The sequence below is a fragment of the Streptomyces hawaiiensis genome (assembly GCF_004803895.1).
In the GTDB taxonomy this organism is placed as follows: Bacteria; Actinomycetota; Actinomycetes; order Streptomycetales; family Streptomycetaceae; genus Streptomyces; species Streptomyces hawaiiensis.
The window spans coordinates 7647472-7663180 of record NZ_CP021978.1; the positions used below are offsets into that span (position 1 = coordinate 7647472).

11 protein-coding genes are annotated in these 15709 nt (G+C 70.8%); 4 read left to right on the top strand and 7 right to left on the bottom strand.

What is annotated here, in order from left to right; translation table 11 throughout:
• Positions 1-31: 31 nt before the first annotated feature.
• A complete protein-coding gene (locus CEB94_RS34915) occupies positions 32-1096 on the bottom strand; it encodes an ATP-dependent DNA ligase (protein WP_175435945.1) in 1065 nt (354 codons plus the stop codon).
• A gap of 74 nt (positions 1097-1170) precedes the next feature.
• On the opposite strand from CEB94_RS34915, the gene ligD reads away from it, so the two are divergent.
• Entirely contained in the window at positions 1171-2202 is a 1032-nt protein-coding gene (gene ligD, locus CEB94_RS34920; protein ID WP_175435946.1) for a non-homologous end-joining DNA ligase, read from the top strand.
• On the opposite strand, the gene CEB94_RS34925 is transcribed toward ligD, so the two are convergent.
• Together CEB94_RS34925 and CEB94_RS34930 are read right to left on the bottom strand one after the other, a co-directional pair.
• Positions 2189-4333: an OmpL47-type beta-barrel domain-containing protein gene (locus tag CEB94_RS34925; RefSeq protein WP_175437298.1), complete on the bottom strand. Its 2145-nt coding sequence runs from the start codon at positions 4331-4333 to the stop codon at positions 2189-2191. The genes ligD and CEB94_RS34925 overlap by 14 nt on opposite strands.
• Before the next feature lie 44 nt (positions 4334-4377).
• Entirely contained in the window at positions 4378-6858 is a 2481-nt protein-coding gene (locus CEB94_RS34930; RefSeq protein WP_175435947.1) for a ThuA domain-containing protein, read from the bottom strand.
• Positions 6859-7048: 190 nt separating this feature from the next.
• On the opposite strand from CEB94_RS34930, the gene CEB94_RS34935 reads away from it, so the two are divergent.
• Complete coding sequence (locus tag CEB94_RS34935; protein ID WP_175435948.1) at positions 7049-8026, top strand: multicopper oxidase domain-containing protein; 978 nt, start codon at positions 7049-7051, stop codon at positions 8024-8026.
• A 94-nt stretch (positions 8027-8120) separates the two neighbouring features.
• Positions 8121-9158 (top strand): LacI family DNA-binding transcriptional regulator, encoded by a 1038-nt coding sequence (locus tag CEB94_RS34940; protein WP_175435949.1) that lies wholly within the window; start codon positions 8121-8123, stop codon positions 9156-9158.
• Positions 9159-9507: 349 nt separating this feature from the next.
• On the opposite strand, the gene CEB94_RS34945 is transcribed toward CEB94_RS34940, so the two are convergent.
• The gene (locus tag CEB94_RS34945; RefSeq protein WP_175435950.1) at positions 9508-10296 is read right to left on the bottom strand and encodes a VOC family protein; all 789 of its coding nucleotides are present in this window, start codon (positions 10294-10296) and stop codon (positions 9508-9510) included.
• Positions 10297-10522: 226 nt separating this feature from the next.
• Between CEB94_RS34945 and CEB94_RS34950 the strand changes: the two genes are divergently transcribed.
• Positions 10523-10768, top strand: a complete 246-nt coding sequence (locus tag CEB94_RS34950) for a WhiB family transcriptional regulator (RefSeq protein WP_175435951.1) — start codon at positions 10523-10525, stop codon at positions 10766-10768.
• A 115-nt stretch (positions 10769-10883) separates the two neighbouring features.
• On the opposite strand, the gene CEB94_RS34955 is transcribed toward CEB94_RS34950, so the two are convergent.
• From CEB94_RS34955 to CEB94_RS34965, 3 genes are all read right to left on the bottom strand, one after another.
• Positions 10884-11861, bottom strand: a complete 978-nt coding sequence (locus CEB94_RS34955; RefSeq protein WP_175435952.1) for an acyl-ACP desaturase — start codon at positions 11859-11861, stop codon at positions 10884-10886.
• A 212-nt stretch (positions 11862-12073) separates the two neighbouring features.
• On the bottom strand, positions 12074-12850 hold the full coding sequence (ddaH, locus tag CEB94_RS34960; RefSeq protein ID WP_175435953.1) for a dimethylargininase: 777 nt from the start codon (positions 12848-12850) through the stop codon (positions 12074-12076).
• A gap of 421 nt (positions 12851-13271) precedes the next feature.
• The gene (locus tag CEB94_RS34965; RefSeq protein ID WP_175435954.1) at positions 13272-15656 is read right to left on the bottom strand and encodes an Orn/Lys/Arg family decarboxylase; all 2385 of its coding nucleotides are present in this window, start codon (positions 15654-15656) and stop codon (positions 13272-13274) included.
• Positions 15657-15709 lie beyond the last annotated feature (53 nt).

Here is a 15709-nt window from a genome sequence, read left to right on the forward strand (position 1 = left end):
TCCTGATACAGCCCTGAGGGAGGCCGGGGCCCTAGACGCCGAGAATCTCCGCCAGGTCGTAGCGGACCGGCTCCTCCAGCTGGGCGTACGTGCAGCTCTCGGGGGTCCGGTCCGGGCGCCAGCGGCGGAAACGGGCCGTGTGCCGGAAGCGCTGCCCGTTCTCCATGTGGTCGTACGCCACCTCGGCCACCCGGTCCGGCCTGAGCGGCACCCACGACAGGTCCTTGCGGCCCGACCAGCGGCTCGGCGCCCCCGGCAGCCGGGCCTTCTCGTGGGCGGCCTCCTCGGACCAGGCCGCCCACGGATGCCCCGCCACGTCGTCCAGGCGCAGCGGCTCCAGTTCCTGAACCAGCTCCGCACGCCGCTTCATCGTGAAGGCGGCGGAGACACCCACGTGCTGGAGGGTCCCGCCGTCGTCGTACAGGCCGAGCAGCAGCGAGCCCACGACCGGGCCGCTCTTGTGCAGGCGGTACCCCGCGACCACGACATCCGCCGTCCGCTCGTGCTTGATCTTGAACATGACGCGCTCGTCCGGCCGGTAGCGCACGCTCAGCGGCTTGGCGATGACTCCGTCGAGACCGGCCCCTTCGTACTCCTCGAACCACTGCCGCGCCACCTCGATATCGGTGGTCGCCGGGGCCAGGTGCACCGGCGCCCGCACCTCGGACAGCTCCCCCGCCAGCCGCTCCCGCCGCTCGGTCAGCGGGACGTCCATCAGTGACTCGTCGCCCAGCGCCAGCAGATCGAACACGACGAGCGAGGCCGGTGTCCGCTCGGCCAGCGTCCGCACCCGCGAGTCCGCCGGGTGGATCCGCTCCGTCAGCGCGTCGAAGTCCAGATGCCCCTCCCGCGCGATCACGATCTCCCCGTCCACCACGCACCGCTGCGGCAACCGCTCCCGCACCGCCGTCACCAGCTCGGGGAAGTACCTGGTCAGAGACTTTCCCGTACGGCTGCCCAGCTCGACCTCGTCCCCGTCACGGAACACGATCGCCCGGAACCCGTCCCACTTCGCCTCGTACTGCATGCCCGAGGGGATCGCCGCCACCGACTTGGCGAGCATCGGCAGGACAGGGGGCATCACCGGCAGATCCATGGCTCGATTCTGCGCCGATATGCCTACGCGTGCCCGATGTGCGAGGTATGCGGGCGACGCCTACCGTGGCGAGCATGGGTGACGCGGTGGAACTGGAGGTGGGCGGCCGGACCGTACGGCTGTCCAGCCCGGACAAGATGTTCTTCCCGGAGCGCGGCTTCACCAAGCTGGACCTCGCCCGCTACTACATCGCCGTCGGCCCCGGCATCCTGCGCGCCCTGCGCGACCGGCCGACCACCCTGGAGCGCTACCCGGAAGGCATGAACGGTGAGAACTTCTTCCAGAAGCGGGCGCCGAAGAACATGCCCGACTGGATCCCGACCGCGCACATCACCTTCCCCAGCGGCCGCAGCGCCGACGAGATGTGCCCCACCGAGGTCGGTGCCGTGGTGTGGGCCGCCCAGTTCGGCACCCTCACCTTCCACCCCTGGCCGGTCCGCCGCGACGACGTCGACAGCCCCGACGAACTGCGCATCGACCTCGACCCGCAGCCCGGCACCGACTACGACGACGCCGCCCGCGCCGCCCACGAACTACGGGCGGTCCTCGACGAGTTCGGCGGACTGCGGGGCTTCCCCAAGACGTCCGGCGGCCGGGGTCTGCACGTCTTCGTGCCCATCGAGGCGCGCTGGACCTTCACCCAGGTCCGGCGTGCCGCCATCGCCGTCGGCCGGGAGATGGAACGGCGGATGCCCGAGCACGTGACCATCAAGTGGTGGAAGGAGGAACGGGGCGAGCGCATCTTCCTGGACTACAACCAGACGGCACGCGACCGCACGATCGCCTCCGCCTACTCCGTACGCCCCCGCCCGCACGCCCCGGTCTCCGCGCCCCTGCGCTGGGACGAGGTCGGGATCGCGCACCCCCAGGACTTCGACCTCGCGACCATGCCCGCGCGCTTCGCCGAACTCGGCGACGTGCACGCGGACATGGACGACCATCGCTACTCCCTGGAAGCCCTGCTCGACCTCGCCCGCCGCGACGAACACGACCACGGGCTGGGCGACCTGCCGTACCCGCCCGAGTATCCGAAGATGCCGGGAGAGCCCAGACGGGTACAGCCGAGCAGGGCCCGCAAGGAGAAGGAGCCTCCTACAGCTCCTTGATCCGGATGTCCCGGTACGAGACCACATCCGTCGTGCCGTGCACCTGGAGCCCGATGTGGCCGGAGGCGAACCGCCGCCCGTCCGTGCCCGGGTCGTCCGAGCGGGGCGGGCTGAACTCCTGGCCGCCGGTGTTGTCGAACTCGTTGATCAGCACACCGTTGCGGAACACCGAGTAGTGCTGGCCCTCCACGCGGATCTCGTAGTCGTTCCAGGTGCCCTTCTGCGTCACGCCCGCGCCGGCGAGACCGACACGGTCGAAGCCGTAGACCGACCCCGTCTTGTACATGTCGCCGTCGGGCCGGTCGAGCACCTGCACCTCGTGCCCGTACTTGATGGCGACCCACTCCGGGCGGGACTCCTCCGGATGGTCGTGGACCCACGGGAAGCGCACGAAGACACCCGAGTTGGCGTTGCCGGTGCCCGGTGCGTCGTCACGCCACTGGAGCTTCAGCGAGAAGTCGCCGTACTTGCGCTGCGGGAACCACAGCATGCCCATGCCCGGTGTCGTGGTGCCGGAGGTGATCGTCCCGTCCGGGTTCAGGCCGAACGAACCGCCGCCCACCTGCTGCCACTTGGCGAGGGACTCCGCACTGCCGTCGAAGAGCGCACGGTAGCCCTCGGTCTGACCCGGCTTGCCGATGCCCGACTGGCGGGCCGCCTTCCGGATCGCCCTGGACTCCCGCTGGTCGATCACGCCTTCCTTCAGCAGCGCGTCCAGGACGGAGTTCACGTGCTTGAGGAACAGCGCCTGGGACGTCCACTCCTTCTCGTCCTCGATCAGCTCGCCGATCCGGCACCGGTTGTCGGTCACCCGGTTGCGCACCCCGGAGTCGACCTCGCCGACGATCACCGTCAACCGCTCGTCGTACTCCGGGCAGTCCGGTGCCGGGACCTGTCCGGAGACGACCGTGAAGGTCACCGTCCGGGCCGCCGCCGTGTTGCCCGCCTTGTCCGTCGCCCGGTACGCCACGGTGTGCGCGCCCGCCCGGTCCACCACCACCGGCGCCGTGTAGGCCAGGTACGGTCCACCGTCGAGCGAGTACTCGATCGTCTCGACGCCCGAGCCGTGCGCGTCGGTCGCCGTGACGGTCACCCGGGCGCTGTTGAGGTACGCCCCGTCGGAGTTCTTCGCGCCCTCCACACTCACGCCCGTCACCGGCGGGGTGGTGTCCTGCGGCGGCGCCGCGACGACCTTGAACTCCACCCTCTTCTCGGACGCCACGTTGCCCGCCTTGTCGGTGGCGCGGTAGCGGACGGTGTGCGTGCCCACCTCGTGCACCATCACGGGCGCGGTGTACGTCTGCCACCCGCCGGAGCCGACCGCGTACTCGATCGTGTTGACCCCGGAACCCGTGTCGGAGGCCGAGACGGTGACCGTCGCCATGTCGATGTACGCCCCGTCGGCGTCGCGTTCACCGCTCACCGTCGCCGAGGTCTCCGGCGCGGTGGTGTCGTCCGACTGGGGCGCCACGACCGTGAACTCGGCGCTCCGCTCGGCGGAGACGTTCCCCGCCTTGTCGAACGCCCGGTAGCGGACCTTGTGACCGCCGACCTGATCGACGACGACCGGCGCGGTGTACGGCTGCCAGGCACCCGTGTCGCCGATCGCGTACTCGATCCTCTCGACGCCGGAGCCGCCCTCGTCGGTGGCGTGCAGCGCCACGCTCGCCGAACCGACGTACTGGCCCTGCGTGTTCTGCGTGCCGCTCACGTGCGCCGACGCCTCGGGCGCGTTGGTGTCCTCGCCGGTGCCCTCGGTCACCGTGAGGATGCCCTGCATCTGGCCGTGGCCGGGGATCGTGCAGTGGTAGAAGTACCGGCCGGGTGTGAGCGTGACCTGGGCGGTGTGCTTGCCGCCCTGGGCGTCGTTCGGGTTCGCCAGGATGTTGAGTTGCACGTCGTCGTTGAACTCGGGATCGCTGGTCACGAACGTCAGTGTGTGCGGCATGCCCGTGGTGTTGCCGGTGGCCACGCTGTTCTCGAAGACGATCGTGGCGGTCCCGGCGACCGCCGTCTTCGGGGCCGAGAGGTACTTGTCGATGTCGTTGTCGGCCGTCCAGGTGAGCACCTGGTCGGCGGCCTCCTTCTCGGGCTGCCCGGCGGCGGGCAGCGCCTGCACGCCGAGCATCATCAGCAGGGCGGCCAGCAGGGCGGCCCAGACTCTTCGCTGCCGGATCACTCGGTCCCCCTCGCCAGCTGACCGGCGGCCGGGGTCGGTCCGCCGCCCTTGTAGGTGACCCGCCACAGGGCCGACTTGGAGTCCGAGGTGAAGAAGCCGCGCCCGTAGTCGAGGACGTACAGCGCGCCGTCCGGACCGAACTTCCAGTCCATGAGGTTCTTGATGCCGTCGTTGCCGATCGGCACGATCTTCTTCAGCGACTCCGAGTGCACCGGCAGACCGCCGTCGCCTTGCGTCTTCGGGTCCATGAGCACCGCGTTGCGCGGCTGGTCGGCGTCGTAGAAGTCACCGACGAACCACTTGCCGTCCCAGTAGGCCGGCCACTTGACGGTGCTGTCGGCCGCGACCGTGCCGTACCGGTAGACCGGCCCGTTCATCGCGGCCTGTCCGCCGCCCTTCAGCCAGGGCAGCCGGTACGTGGCCTCCGCCGGCTTGTACGACGGGACACCGTTCGCGTCCCGCGGGTAATCCGGGCCGCCGCCCGACGGCGAGTACCAGATGTTGTTGCCGGTCACCGGCGGCAGGTTCACCAGGCCGTCGTTGTTCGGCGACTCGTTCTTCGGGTGGTCGCAGTCGTACCAGCCCAGCGGCTTGGACGGGTCCGGCAGATTGCGGTCCCGGTAGGGCTGCTTGTTGCCCATGCAGTACGGCCAGCCGCGGTTGCCCGCCTCGGTGATGGCGGCGAACGTGTCGTACTTCGCCGGACCCCAGGTCGTCGAGGGCGCGCTGGCGTCCGGTCCGACCCAGCCCGCGTAGAGCACGTCGGTCGACTTGTCGACGAAGATGCGCGCCGGGTTGCGGACGCCCATCACGTAGATCTCGCCGCGCGTCTTGCCGCCGCCCTCGTCGGTCTCCTTCCCGGTGAACAGATTGCCCTCGGGGAGGGTGTACGTGCCGTCCGGCTCCGGGTGGATGCGCAGGATCTTGCCGTTGAGGTTGTTGGTGTTGCCCGCGGTGCGGCGCGCGTCCGCGAAGGAGACGCCCTGGTAGCTCGGCTCCGGGTTGTTGCCCGAGTAACCGCCGCTGAACCCGCTGGAGTTGTTGTCACCGGTCGCGATGTACAGGTTGCCCTTGGAGTCCCAGGCCATCCCGCCACCCGCGTGGCAGCAACTGTGGATCTGCACCGGCCACTTCAGCAGGACCTTCTCACTGGACAGGTTCAGCTTGCCCGTGGCCCGGTCGAGGGTGAACCGGGAGACCCTCCGCTCGGCCATCCGCGTCTCGCGGTTGATCCGCTCGTGCGGCGTGTAGTGCAGATACACCCAGCCGTTCTGCGCGAACCCCAGGTCCAGCTCGATGCCGAGCAGCCCCTCCTCGACCTTGACCAGCTCGTCGCCGCCGCCCTTGTTGCCGAAGACGGTGAGCGCGCCGGCCAGGGTGACCTGCTTGGTCTTCGGTTCGTAGACGTGGATCTCGCCCCTGCCCTTGCCGATGTCGGGGTTGTTCCAGTCCGTGATCACGGGCTGCGAGGAGTCGGCGCCGCCCCGGCCGATGTAGAAGACCCGGCCATCGGGCGCGGTGACCATCCCGTGCGGCTCGCCGATCTGGTCGTTCTGCCCGGGCTGGTTGGGCTTGGTCAGCCGCTCCGCCGCGTAGTGGGCGTTGATGGTCGCCTTGCAGTCGGCCTGCTCCAGCCGGGTCGTCCACATCAGCGCACCGCGCAGATGATCGCGGAAGTCGGTCTCGTCGTACGACGACACCGTCCCGCCCATGCCCGTGTAGAAGGACCGTCCGCCGTCGTAGTCACGGCACCAACTGACCGGATGATCCCAGCCGTTGGCCCCCGTGCCCGGCTGGTAGGTCGACTCGCGGACCCGGGCCACCGTATGCACGTCACCCGACGGGTTCTTCACCCAGTTCAGCCACCGGTCCGGGCGTTTCCACTGCACCGGCAGATCCTTGGTGGCGGGGTGCCCGCGGTCGCCGACCTCCACGGTCGCCCGCTGCACGGCCGCGGGGCTCGACGCGGCCGGACGGGCACCCACCAGTCCGGTGAACCAGTCCGAGTACGGCTCCGCGCGCGCCGCGTCATGAATGCCGACGAAACCGCCGCCGGCCTCCATGTAGGCCTCCAGGCCCGCCTCCTGCTCCGCGTCGAGAACATCGCCCCCGCCGGTCAGGAACACGATGGCGTTGAAGCGGCCGAGCCTGGTCTCGTCGGTGAACACCGAGGCGTCGTCGGTGGCCTGGACCTTGAAGCGGCGGTTCGCCGGACCCGACAGGCCGATGTCCTCGATGGCCTCGATCCCGGCGTTCACGACCGGCGGCTCGTCCCCGGCCGCCGCGGAACCGTGGAAGATCAGCACCCGTACGTTCGCGCCGCCCGGCGGCGACTTGATCGACATCGTTGTCAGCGGGGGTTCGGGAAAGGGGCGCGCGTTCGCGGCGGGGCCCGACAGCAGCCCGGCGGTCACGACACCGGCGGCAACGGACACCGCCCAGACGCGTCTTGTCCTGCTCAACCCTCGTAAGCGCATGGGCACCTCCTCGGTCACAGCAACACCGCCAAGGAAGCTAAACCCCTTTGCTTGTCTCGCCAATACCTATGACCGGGATGGCACCAACTTTGTCTTCAGTGTGGATAAACAGGGGTGCGGCCGGTACCGTCTCACCGGTTCATCACAGGTACGCCTCCGTAAAAGCCTTACCAGGGTGGGGAGTTCCGCAATGGACAGACGCAGCTTCAACCGGCGGGTCCTGCTGGGCGGCGCGGCCGTCGCGACATCGTTGTCCGTGGCGCCGGAGGCCGTGAGCGCCGCCGGACCGGCGAAGACGGCACCCGCCGGGGGCGAGGTGAAGCGCATGAAGCTGTACGCCGAAAAGCTCCCCGACGGGCAGATGGGCTACGCACTGGAGAAGGGCAGGGCGAGCATCCCGGGCCCGCTGATCGAACTCAATGAGGGCGACACACTCCACGTCGAGTTCGAGAACACCATGGACGTGGCGGTGAGCCTGCACGTCCACGGCCTGGACTACGAGATCACCAGCGACGGCACGAAACTGAACCGCAGTCATGTCGAGCCGGGCGGCACCCGCACCTACACCTGGCGCACCCACGCCCCCGGCCGCCGGGGGGACGGCACCTGGCGCTCGGGCAGTGCGGGCTACTGGCACTACCACGACCACGTCGTCGGCACCGAGCACGGTACGCAGGGTCTGCAGAAGGGCCTCTTCGGCCCGGTCATCGTCCGCCGCAAGGGCGACGTCCTGCCGGACCGGACGCACACGGTCGTCTTCAACGACATGCGCATCAACAACAAACCGCCGCACTCCGGGCCGAATTTCGAGGCCACGGTGGGTGATCGCGTCGAGTTCATCGTGATCACGCACGGCGAGTTCTACCACACCTTCCACATGCACGGTCACCGCTGGGCGGACAACCGCACCGGCATGCTGACCGGCCCCGATGACCCCAGCCAGGTCATCGACAACAAGATCACGGGTCCGGCCGACTCGTTCGGCTTCCAGGTGATCGCGGGGGAGGGGGTCGGCGCCGGCGCGTGGATGTACCACTGCCACGTCCAGAGCCACTCCGACATGGGGATGGTCGGCCTGTTCCTGGTGAAGAAGCCGGACGGGACCATTCCGGGGTATGAGCCGCACGAGCACGGGGAGGAGCCGCCGGGCGGCGGCCACGAGCACTGACGGGCGGCCGCTTTCCGAAGCGCGCGAGAGCGCTCTCACCGCGCTGCGATCCCAGGGCTATCCTGATCCGCAGCCGCAGGTGAGGAGCCCCGAAGTGACCGACACAGCGCCGCGTCCCACGCTGGAGGCCGTGGCCGCCCGGGCCGGTGTCTCGCGGGCCACCGTGTCCCGCGTGGTCAACGGCGGGGACGGGGTGCGGGACATCCTCGTGGAGCGGGTCCGCAAGGCCGTGGACGAGCTCGGGTACGTGCCCAACCAGGCCGCCCGGTCCCTGGTCACCCGGCGGCACGACGCGGTCGCGGTCGTCGTCGCCGAACCGGAGACACGGGTCTTCGCCGACCCGTTCTTCGCGCTCCAGCTGCGCGGCATCAGCAAGGAGCTCACCGCCCACGACAACCAGCTCGTACTGCTGCTCACCGAGGGCCGGGACGACCACGCCCGGGTCGGCCGGTACCTCGCCGGTGGACATGTCGACGGCGCCCTCGTCTTCTCCCTGCATCTCGACGACCCGCTGCCGGAGCTGATCCAGCGGGCCGGCATTCCCACCGTCTTCGGCGGGCGGCCCGGCTGGAGCGGCGAGAGGCGCGCGGTGCTCTACGTCGACAGCGACAACCGCGGCGGCGCCCGCGACGCCGTCCGTCACCTGGCCGGCCTCGGCCGCACCCGGATCGCGCACATCACCGGGGCCCTCGACCAGACCTCCGCCGCGGACCGCCTCGACGGCTACCGGGACGTCATGGTGGACGCCGACCCGCGACTGATCGCCGAGGCCGACTTCACCCCGGCGGGCGGCGAACGGGCGATGCGCGAGCTTCTGGAGCGCTGCCCGGACGTGGACGCGGTGTTCGCCGCCAACGACCTCATGGCCTCCGGCGCGCTGCGCGTCCTGCGCGAGTCCGGCCGCCGGGTCCCCGACGACGTCGCCGTGATCGGCTTCGACGACATGCAGCCCGTCGCGGAACAGACCGACCCGCCGCTCACGACGGTCCGTCAGGACATCGAGGAGATGGGCCGCCTGATGGCCCGCCTGCTGCTGCGCGGCCTCGACCGGGACGCCCCGCGGGAGGGCGTCGCGGCGACGCCGTCCAGCGTGGTGCTCCCGACGACGCTGGTACGGCGCGGGTCCGCTTAGGGTCGGCTCCGCGAAGTCCCGCCTGTCCCGCGACGCCTGGCACGCACTCTCGCCGCACCGGGCGAAGCCCGAGTACATCAGGTACGAGGTCTGCGCCCGGCACGCCGAGAGCACGCACCAGACGCCGCGGCGCCCGCCCTCCGGGCGAACGACGGGACTTTGCGGACACGACCTGGGCCGTGCTGCGAAAGGGGCGTCGTCGCCCGGCGGGCGGCAGCGCGGCGTGCGGTGCGGGCTCTCGGTCTGCCGTCCGGACGCCCTCCTGCCGGGCGCCCGCGGGCGGTGCGGCGAGCGGGCCTGCCGGGCGGTGCGCGGCCGGCGCCGCTTCCGTGACAGGCCCTGGCCGGCCTCAGCCCTGTTGCGGCTCGCTGCGGATCACCGCGAAGCGGGCGCCGTGCGGGTCGGCGAGTTTGGCCAGGCGGCCGACGGACGGGACGTCCGTGGCGGGGAGGCGGACCGTGCCGCCCAGCTCCTCGGCCCTGGCGACGGTGGCGTCCGTGTCGGCGACCTCGAAGTACGGCAGCCAGTACGCCTCCTCCTCCCCCGGGTCGCCGGCCAGGGGCACGACACCGCCGAACATGGCGTCCTCGCTCTCCCCGGCGGGGTTGAACGTCGTGTACGCGCCGCCGCCGGCGAAGTCGGCGCCGAAGGTCTCCAGACCGAGCACCGAGTGGTAGAAGGCCGCCGCGGCCGGGACGTCCGCCGTGTACAGCTCGACCCAGCACAGCGAGCCGGGCTCCTGGACCACCTCCAGGCCCTTGTTGCGGCCCGGCTGCCACAGACCGAAGGGCACCCCGGCCCGGTCGGCGAGGATCGCCATCCGGCCCAGGTCCTGGACGTCCATCGGCTGCACCGCCACCGAGCCGCGCGCCTGCTCGGCCGCCCGCGCCGTGGCGTCCGCGTCCGGCGTCTGGAAATACACCGTCCAGGACGGCGGGCCCTGCTCCGGCGTGGTCCGCATGCCCCCGGCGGTCGTCCTGCCGCCGAGCTGGAACAGGCCGTACCCTCCGACCTCCGGGCCGCCCGGCTGGAACCGCCAGTCGAACAGCCCGCCGTAGAAGGCGGCGGCGTCGTCGATGTCGGGGGTGCCGAGATCGATCCAGTTCGGAGCGCCGGTGACATAACGGGTGGTGAGCATCGTCGCCCTCCTCGCGCAGGGGCCCGTCGGCTTCCCTGCCGAGTCTCGCACCGCCCGGTGACAACCGCCGCCGGAGCACACCGCCGGGCGTGGTTTCCGGTGCTTCCGCGCGCCGCCGTGCGCCGGCCGCTCCGGCGGGCGACCATCGAAGCGGCCGGAGGCATGTGAACGCGCTGTTGATCCCGCGTTGATCGAACGTTTTTCACCGCCCGCGACGCTTCCGGTCATGCACATCGACACGATCACCTCGCCCGAACTCGACTGGCAGCAAGAGGCGTTGTGCGCGCAGACGGGTGCCGACTTCTTCTTCCCCGAGCCGGGCAGTTCGGTACGGGAGGCGAAGCGGATCTGCGGCATGTGCCCGATCCGCGCGGCCTGCCTCGAATACGCGCTGGACAACGACGAGCGCTTCGGTGTCTGGGGCGGTCTCTCGGAGAAGGAGCGGCTGGAACTGCGACGGGTGTCGCGGTAGCCGCCACCCGGGGGAGCAGGGGCCTCCCCGTCGGGGGTTACCCGCTGCCGGTATGGCACGAGGCCCCGGCCGCTCGTGGCGGCCGGGGCCTCGTGACCGCGTGTACGGGTCGGTGTCAGGCGCCGGCCCGGGCCGCCATACGGGCCTTGCGGGCGGCCAGCTTCTCGTCGAACTTCGACGCCTCGGAGTCCAGGCCGCCCATGAACAGGCCCAGCTCCTCCTGCGCCTTGCGGCCCTCGGGGCCCAGGCCGTCGATCTCCAAGACCCTCAGGAAGCGCAGCACGGGCTGGAGCACGTCGTCGTGGTGGATGCGCATGTTGTAGATCTCGCCGATCGCCATCTGCGCGGCGGCCCGCTCGAAGCCGGGCATGCCGTGGCCGGGCATCCGGAAGTTCACGATGACGTCGCGCACCGCCTGCATCGTCAGGTCGGGCGCCAGCTCGAAGGCCGCCTTCAGCAGGTTCCGGTAGAAGACCATGTGCAGGTTCTCGTCGGTGGCGATGCGCGCCAGCATGCGGTCGCAGACCGGGTCCCCGGACTGGTGGCCGGTGTTGCGGTGCGAGACGCGGGTCGCGAGCTCCTGGAAGGCGACGTAGGCGACCGAGTGCAGCATCGAGTGCCGGTTGTCCGACTCGAAGCCCTCACTCATGTGGGACATCCGGAACTCTTCGAGCTGGTCCGGGTCCACCGCGCGCGAGGTGAGCAGGTAGTCGCGCATCACGATGCCGTGCCGGCCCTCCTCCGCGGTCCAGCGGTGCACCCAGGTGCCCCAGGCGCCGTCACGGCCGAACAGCGAGGCGATCTCGTGGTGGTAGCTGGGCAGGTTGTCCTCGGTCAGAAGGTTGACGACAAGCGCGATGCGGCCGATCTCGGTGACCTTGGACTGCTTCTTCTCCCAGGCCTCGCCGTCCTCGAAGAGACCGGGGAAGTTGCGCCCGTCGCTCCACGGCACGTACTCGTGCGGCATCCAGTCCTTGGCGACGTTCAGATGCCGGTTGAGTTCCTTCTCGACCACTTCCTCCAGGGCGTACAGCAGCTGAGCGTCGGTCCAGGCGCCGGCCGGGTTGCCGAGGTGGGGAGTGGTGATCGTCATGGACTCTCCAGGGGGACAAGCGGATGAGCGGTGTGCGGTGTGCGGTGTGCGGTGTGCGGTGAACCTACGCAATCGTAGGCTACGTTTCCGTAGGTTACGATGCCGTAGGTTAAGGGTGTCGTAAAGGCCGCTGATCAGCGGGGTCGCCCGTCCGCGCGTCGGCGCCCCGGATCCGCAGGTCGAGAGGCCGGACGGGGAAGGGCGCCTTCCGGTCAGGCGTACAGCTCCCGCAGCCGCACCGAGAGGCACGTCACACATCCCTCGAGCTTCTCGAACTCGCTGATGTCCACGACGACCGGTTCGTACCCGAGGTCGGCGAAGAGCTCGGCGGTCTTCGGCGCGCTCGCCGCCATCAGCAGCTTGGCGCCGCCGAGCAGGACGACGTGCGACCCCGCCTCCTCCGGGACCGGCAGGAAGCGCGCGAACAGCGAGGGCGTGTCCATCTTGGGGATGTGTCCGATGACCGTACCGTCCGGCAGCGCCGTGACCGCCGACTTCAGATGCAGCACCTTGCTCACAGGGACGGAGACGACCCGCGCGCCGAGCGGCTCGAACGCGGCGCGCAGCTGCTGGACGCCGGCGGCGTTGGTGCGGCCGCCCCGGCCCACGTAGACGGTGTCGCCGATCTTCAGTACGTCACCGCCCTCCAGTGTGCCCGGCTCCCAGATCCAGTTCACCGAGCAGCCCAGACCGGCCACGGCCTCCTCGACCCCGGCGGTCTCCGCACGCCGGGAGTCGGCGCCCGGGCGGGCGATCAGCGCGACGTTCCGGTACATCACGACCGTGTCCTCGACGAACACCGAGTCAGGGCAGTCGTCGGCGGGGTCCACCTCGATGGTCTCCCAGCCGTGCGTGCGCAACGCGTCCACGTACGCCTCCCACTGCTCGACGGCGAGGTCGGCGTCGACCTTCTCCCGCTCGATGTGCGTCACCAGCCCTTCGGCGAGACGCGGGCTGGGGCGGCGGACAAGGGCCTTCTTGCTGGGCACGAGCGTGACTCCGTATCGGATGGGACGTGTCTGGACCGCACCGACAGGAGCCTCCGGGATCGACCGGAACCCATCGGGCGTCGGCCGACCATCATGCAGGGCGAACGGGGGAGAGGACAGCCCTGGGGAGGGGCTGAGGGGGTGGAGAGGCCGAGGGGCAGGAGGGAAAGCCTTGTGTGCCGACGGCTGGAGCCGGGGAAGCCCGGGACGTTCGGAGGACGGGCTGTACCGGGACGACGTCCGGTCCGGCTGCGCAGGCCGCGCCGGACGCGCACGCCCACGCGCCCAGCGGGGCGGGGGCCTGCGGGGCGGCCTCGGCCGACTGCCGGGGCGGGGTTTCCCACCGAGCCGGGCCGGGGTGACCACCGCCAGCAGGCAGCCGCCGGCCGCCCGTCACCCCGCTCGGGCCGCCTTCTTCAACTCACCCCACCGATCCGGCACCCTCCAGGCCCCGCCGTTGCGCCGGCGTCACCGCGCCGGCGGCTGTCTCCTGCTCGTCCGGACGCAGGCACTCGATCAGGTAGTCGCCCGTGCCGGGTTCACGGGTCACCCCGTGGGTCTCGCTGCCGAAGCCGGGGAAGCGGCGGTCGAAGGACTCCAGGGCGCCGAGGTAGCGCAGGAGGGGGCCGTCCGCCTCTCCGGTGCTCTCGCCCGGCATGAGGACCGGGATGCCCGGCGGCGTCACCGTGACCATCGCCGCGGCGACCCGGCCCGGCGCGTCCGTGAGGCGGATCCGTTCCGTGCCGCCGCGGATCAGGCGCTGGTAGCACAGCTGGGGCGGGGCCACCGGCTCGGGCAGCTGCTGGAAGGCGGTGTCGAGGAGTTCGACCAGGCGGGCCTCGCGCAGATGGTCGTGCATCTCCTGGCACAGGTCGCGCAGCGTCAGCCCGGCGTAGCGCCGGGAATGCTCCGCGACCAGCGCGGGCAGCACCCGGTCGAGCGGGGTGTCACTGTCGTAGAGGTCCTTGAAGTCCATGAGGGCGTCCAGCAGCGTGCCCCACTTGCCCTTCGTGATGCCCATGGAGAACAGCACCAGCGTGGTGTAGCTGTCGGTCTTCTCCACGACGATGCCGCGCGTCGTCAGATAGGCGGTGAGCACCCGTGCCGGGATGCCCCGGTCGGACATCGTCCCCGTCGCGTCGAGCCCCGGGCAGGTCAGGGTGACCTTGATCGGGTCGAGCATGCAGTACCCGTCGGTCAGCCCCGGGAAGCCGTGCCAGTCCGCGTCGGGCGCGAGGTGCCAGCAGGACGGCTCGGTCCGCAGCAGGTCCGCCGGAGCCTCCCCGAAGGGCACCCGTTCCCCGCTCGCGGGGTCCGTCACCTCGTCCGGCTGCCACACCCCGAAGAACCACGGCGGCCGGTCACCCGCCGCCTCGATGCGCCGCCCGATCCGCACCATCTCCTGGCGGAACCGGACCGCCTCGGTCACCGCCTCGTCGACCAGCCACTGCCCCTGCGGACCGTCCATCATCGCCGTGGCCACGTCCAGCGAGGCGATCATCGGATACAGCGGCGACGTCGTGCCGTGCATCATCAGCGCCTCGTTGAACCGGTCGTGCTCCACCGGCGCCCGCGGCGCGGGCCTGACGTGCACCATGGCACCCTGCGACAGCGCCGCCAGCAGCTTGTGCGTGGACTGGGTCGAGAAGACCGTCGGACGGTCGGGGCCGGGGAAGGCGTCCTCGTCCACCGACATGCCGTAGCGCCCGGCGTAGAGCGGATGGAAGCGGGCGTACGCGAACCACGCCTCGTCGAAGTGCAGCCGGGACGTGCCCGCCGCGAACGCCCGGGCCGCCGCCACCGCGTCGTAACACAGCCCGTCGTACGTGGAGTTGGTGAACACCGCGTACTGGGCGCGGGACGACACGGCGTCCGCCGTCAGCGGGCTCGCAGCGATCCGCGCCGCCACCGACTCCGCCGCGATCTCGGCCGGCGGCAAGGGACCGGCGAGCCCGTAGCCGTTGCGGGTGGGGACCAGGTACACCGGCCGGGCGCCGGAGACGACCAGGCCGTGCAGGACCGACTTGTGGCAGTTGCGGTCCACCAGGGCGATCTCGTCGCGGGTCACGCTGAAGTGGCCGACCAGGCGGTTGCAGGTGGAGTCGCCGTGCAGCACGAAGTACGTGTGCGTGGAGCCGAAGACCCGCGCGGCGTTGCGCTCCGCCTCGCCGATCGGCCCGGTGTGCTCGAACAGCGAGCCGAGCTCCTCCACCGAGATGGACAGGTCGCTGCGCAGCAGCCGCTCCCCGAAGTACTCGTGGAAGGCACGGCCCACGGGCGACTTGAGGAAGGCGACACCCCCGGAGTGCGCGGGCGTGTGCCACGAGTACTCGTGCGCGTCGTCGAAGCGCCGCAGGGCCTTGAAGAACGGCGGGAGCAGCGCGTCCTGGTAGGCGCGTGCGGCGGTGGTGATCCGGCCGGCGATGAACGCCGGTGTGTCCTCCAGCGGCCACACATAGCCCACCACCGACTGTGACACCCACAGCGGCAGCTCACGCAGCCCCTCGTCCGCCATGACCAGGAACACCGGCAGGTTCTGGAACCGGCGCCCGATCCGGCGCAGCACCGTCGCCCCGCCCGGTCCGTCCCCGGCTCCGGCTTGGGGCGGAAGGTCCCAGGCGACCACCGCGGCGGCCAGCCCGGCCTCGGTCCTGAGCACCGCCTCGGCGTCGGCGAGGCTCACCACCCATCGCACCTCTAAGCCGCGCGCCCGGATCCCCTCGGCGATGCGCGTCAACTGCCCTGCGGTGGCGCCCCAGTCCTCCGGATGCTCCGTCACCGCCACCAGAACCGTGCCGTCGGCCATGCCGCTCCCCTCCCCGGTGGCCCGCGCCACCCCCCTCCAGTGTTCGCGGGGCC

Excerpts from the sequence above, each read along its gene's own strand:
- CEB94_RS34915 (WP_175435945.1), bottom strand. The coding sequence starts at position 1,096 with ATGGATCTGCCGGTGATGCCCCCTGTCCTGCCGATGCTCGCCAAGTCG.
- ligD (WP_175435946.1), top strand. The coding sequence starts at position 1,171 with ATGGGTGACGCGGTGGAACTGGAGGTGGGCGGCCGGACCGTACGGCTG.
- CEB94_RS34925 (WP_175437298.1), bottom strand. The coding sequence starts at position 4,333 with ATGATGCTCGGCGTGCAGGCGCTGCCCGCCGCCGGGCAGCCCGAGAAG.
- CEB94_RS34930 (WP_175435947.1), bottom strand. The coding sequence starts at position 6,858 with ATGCGCTTACGAGGGTTGAGCAGGACAAGACGCGTCTGGGCGGTGTCC.
- CEB94_RS34935 (WP_175435948.1), top strand. The coding sequence starts at position 7,049 with ATGGACAGACGCAGCTTCAACCGGCGGGTCCTGCTGGGCGGCGCGGCC.
- CEB94_RS34945 (WP_175435950.1), bottom strand. The coding sequence starts at position 10,296 with ATGCTCACCACCCGTTATGTCACCGGCGCTCCGAACTGGATCGATCTC.
- CEB94_RS34950 (WP_175435951.1), top strand. The coding sequence starts at position 10,523 with ATGCACATCGACACGATCACCTCGCCCGAACTCGACTGGCAGCAAGAG.
- CEB94_RS34955 (WP_175435952.1), bottom strand. The coding sequence starts at position 11,861 with ATGACGATCACCACTCCCCACCTCGGCAACCCGGCCGGCGCCTGGACC.
- CEB94_RS34965 (WP_175435954.1), bottom strand. The coding sequence starts at position 15,656 with ATGGCCGACGGCACGGTTCTGGTGGCGGTGACGGAGCATCCGGAGGAC.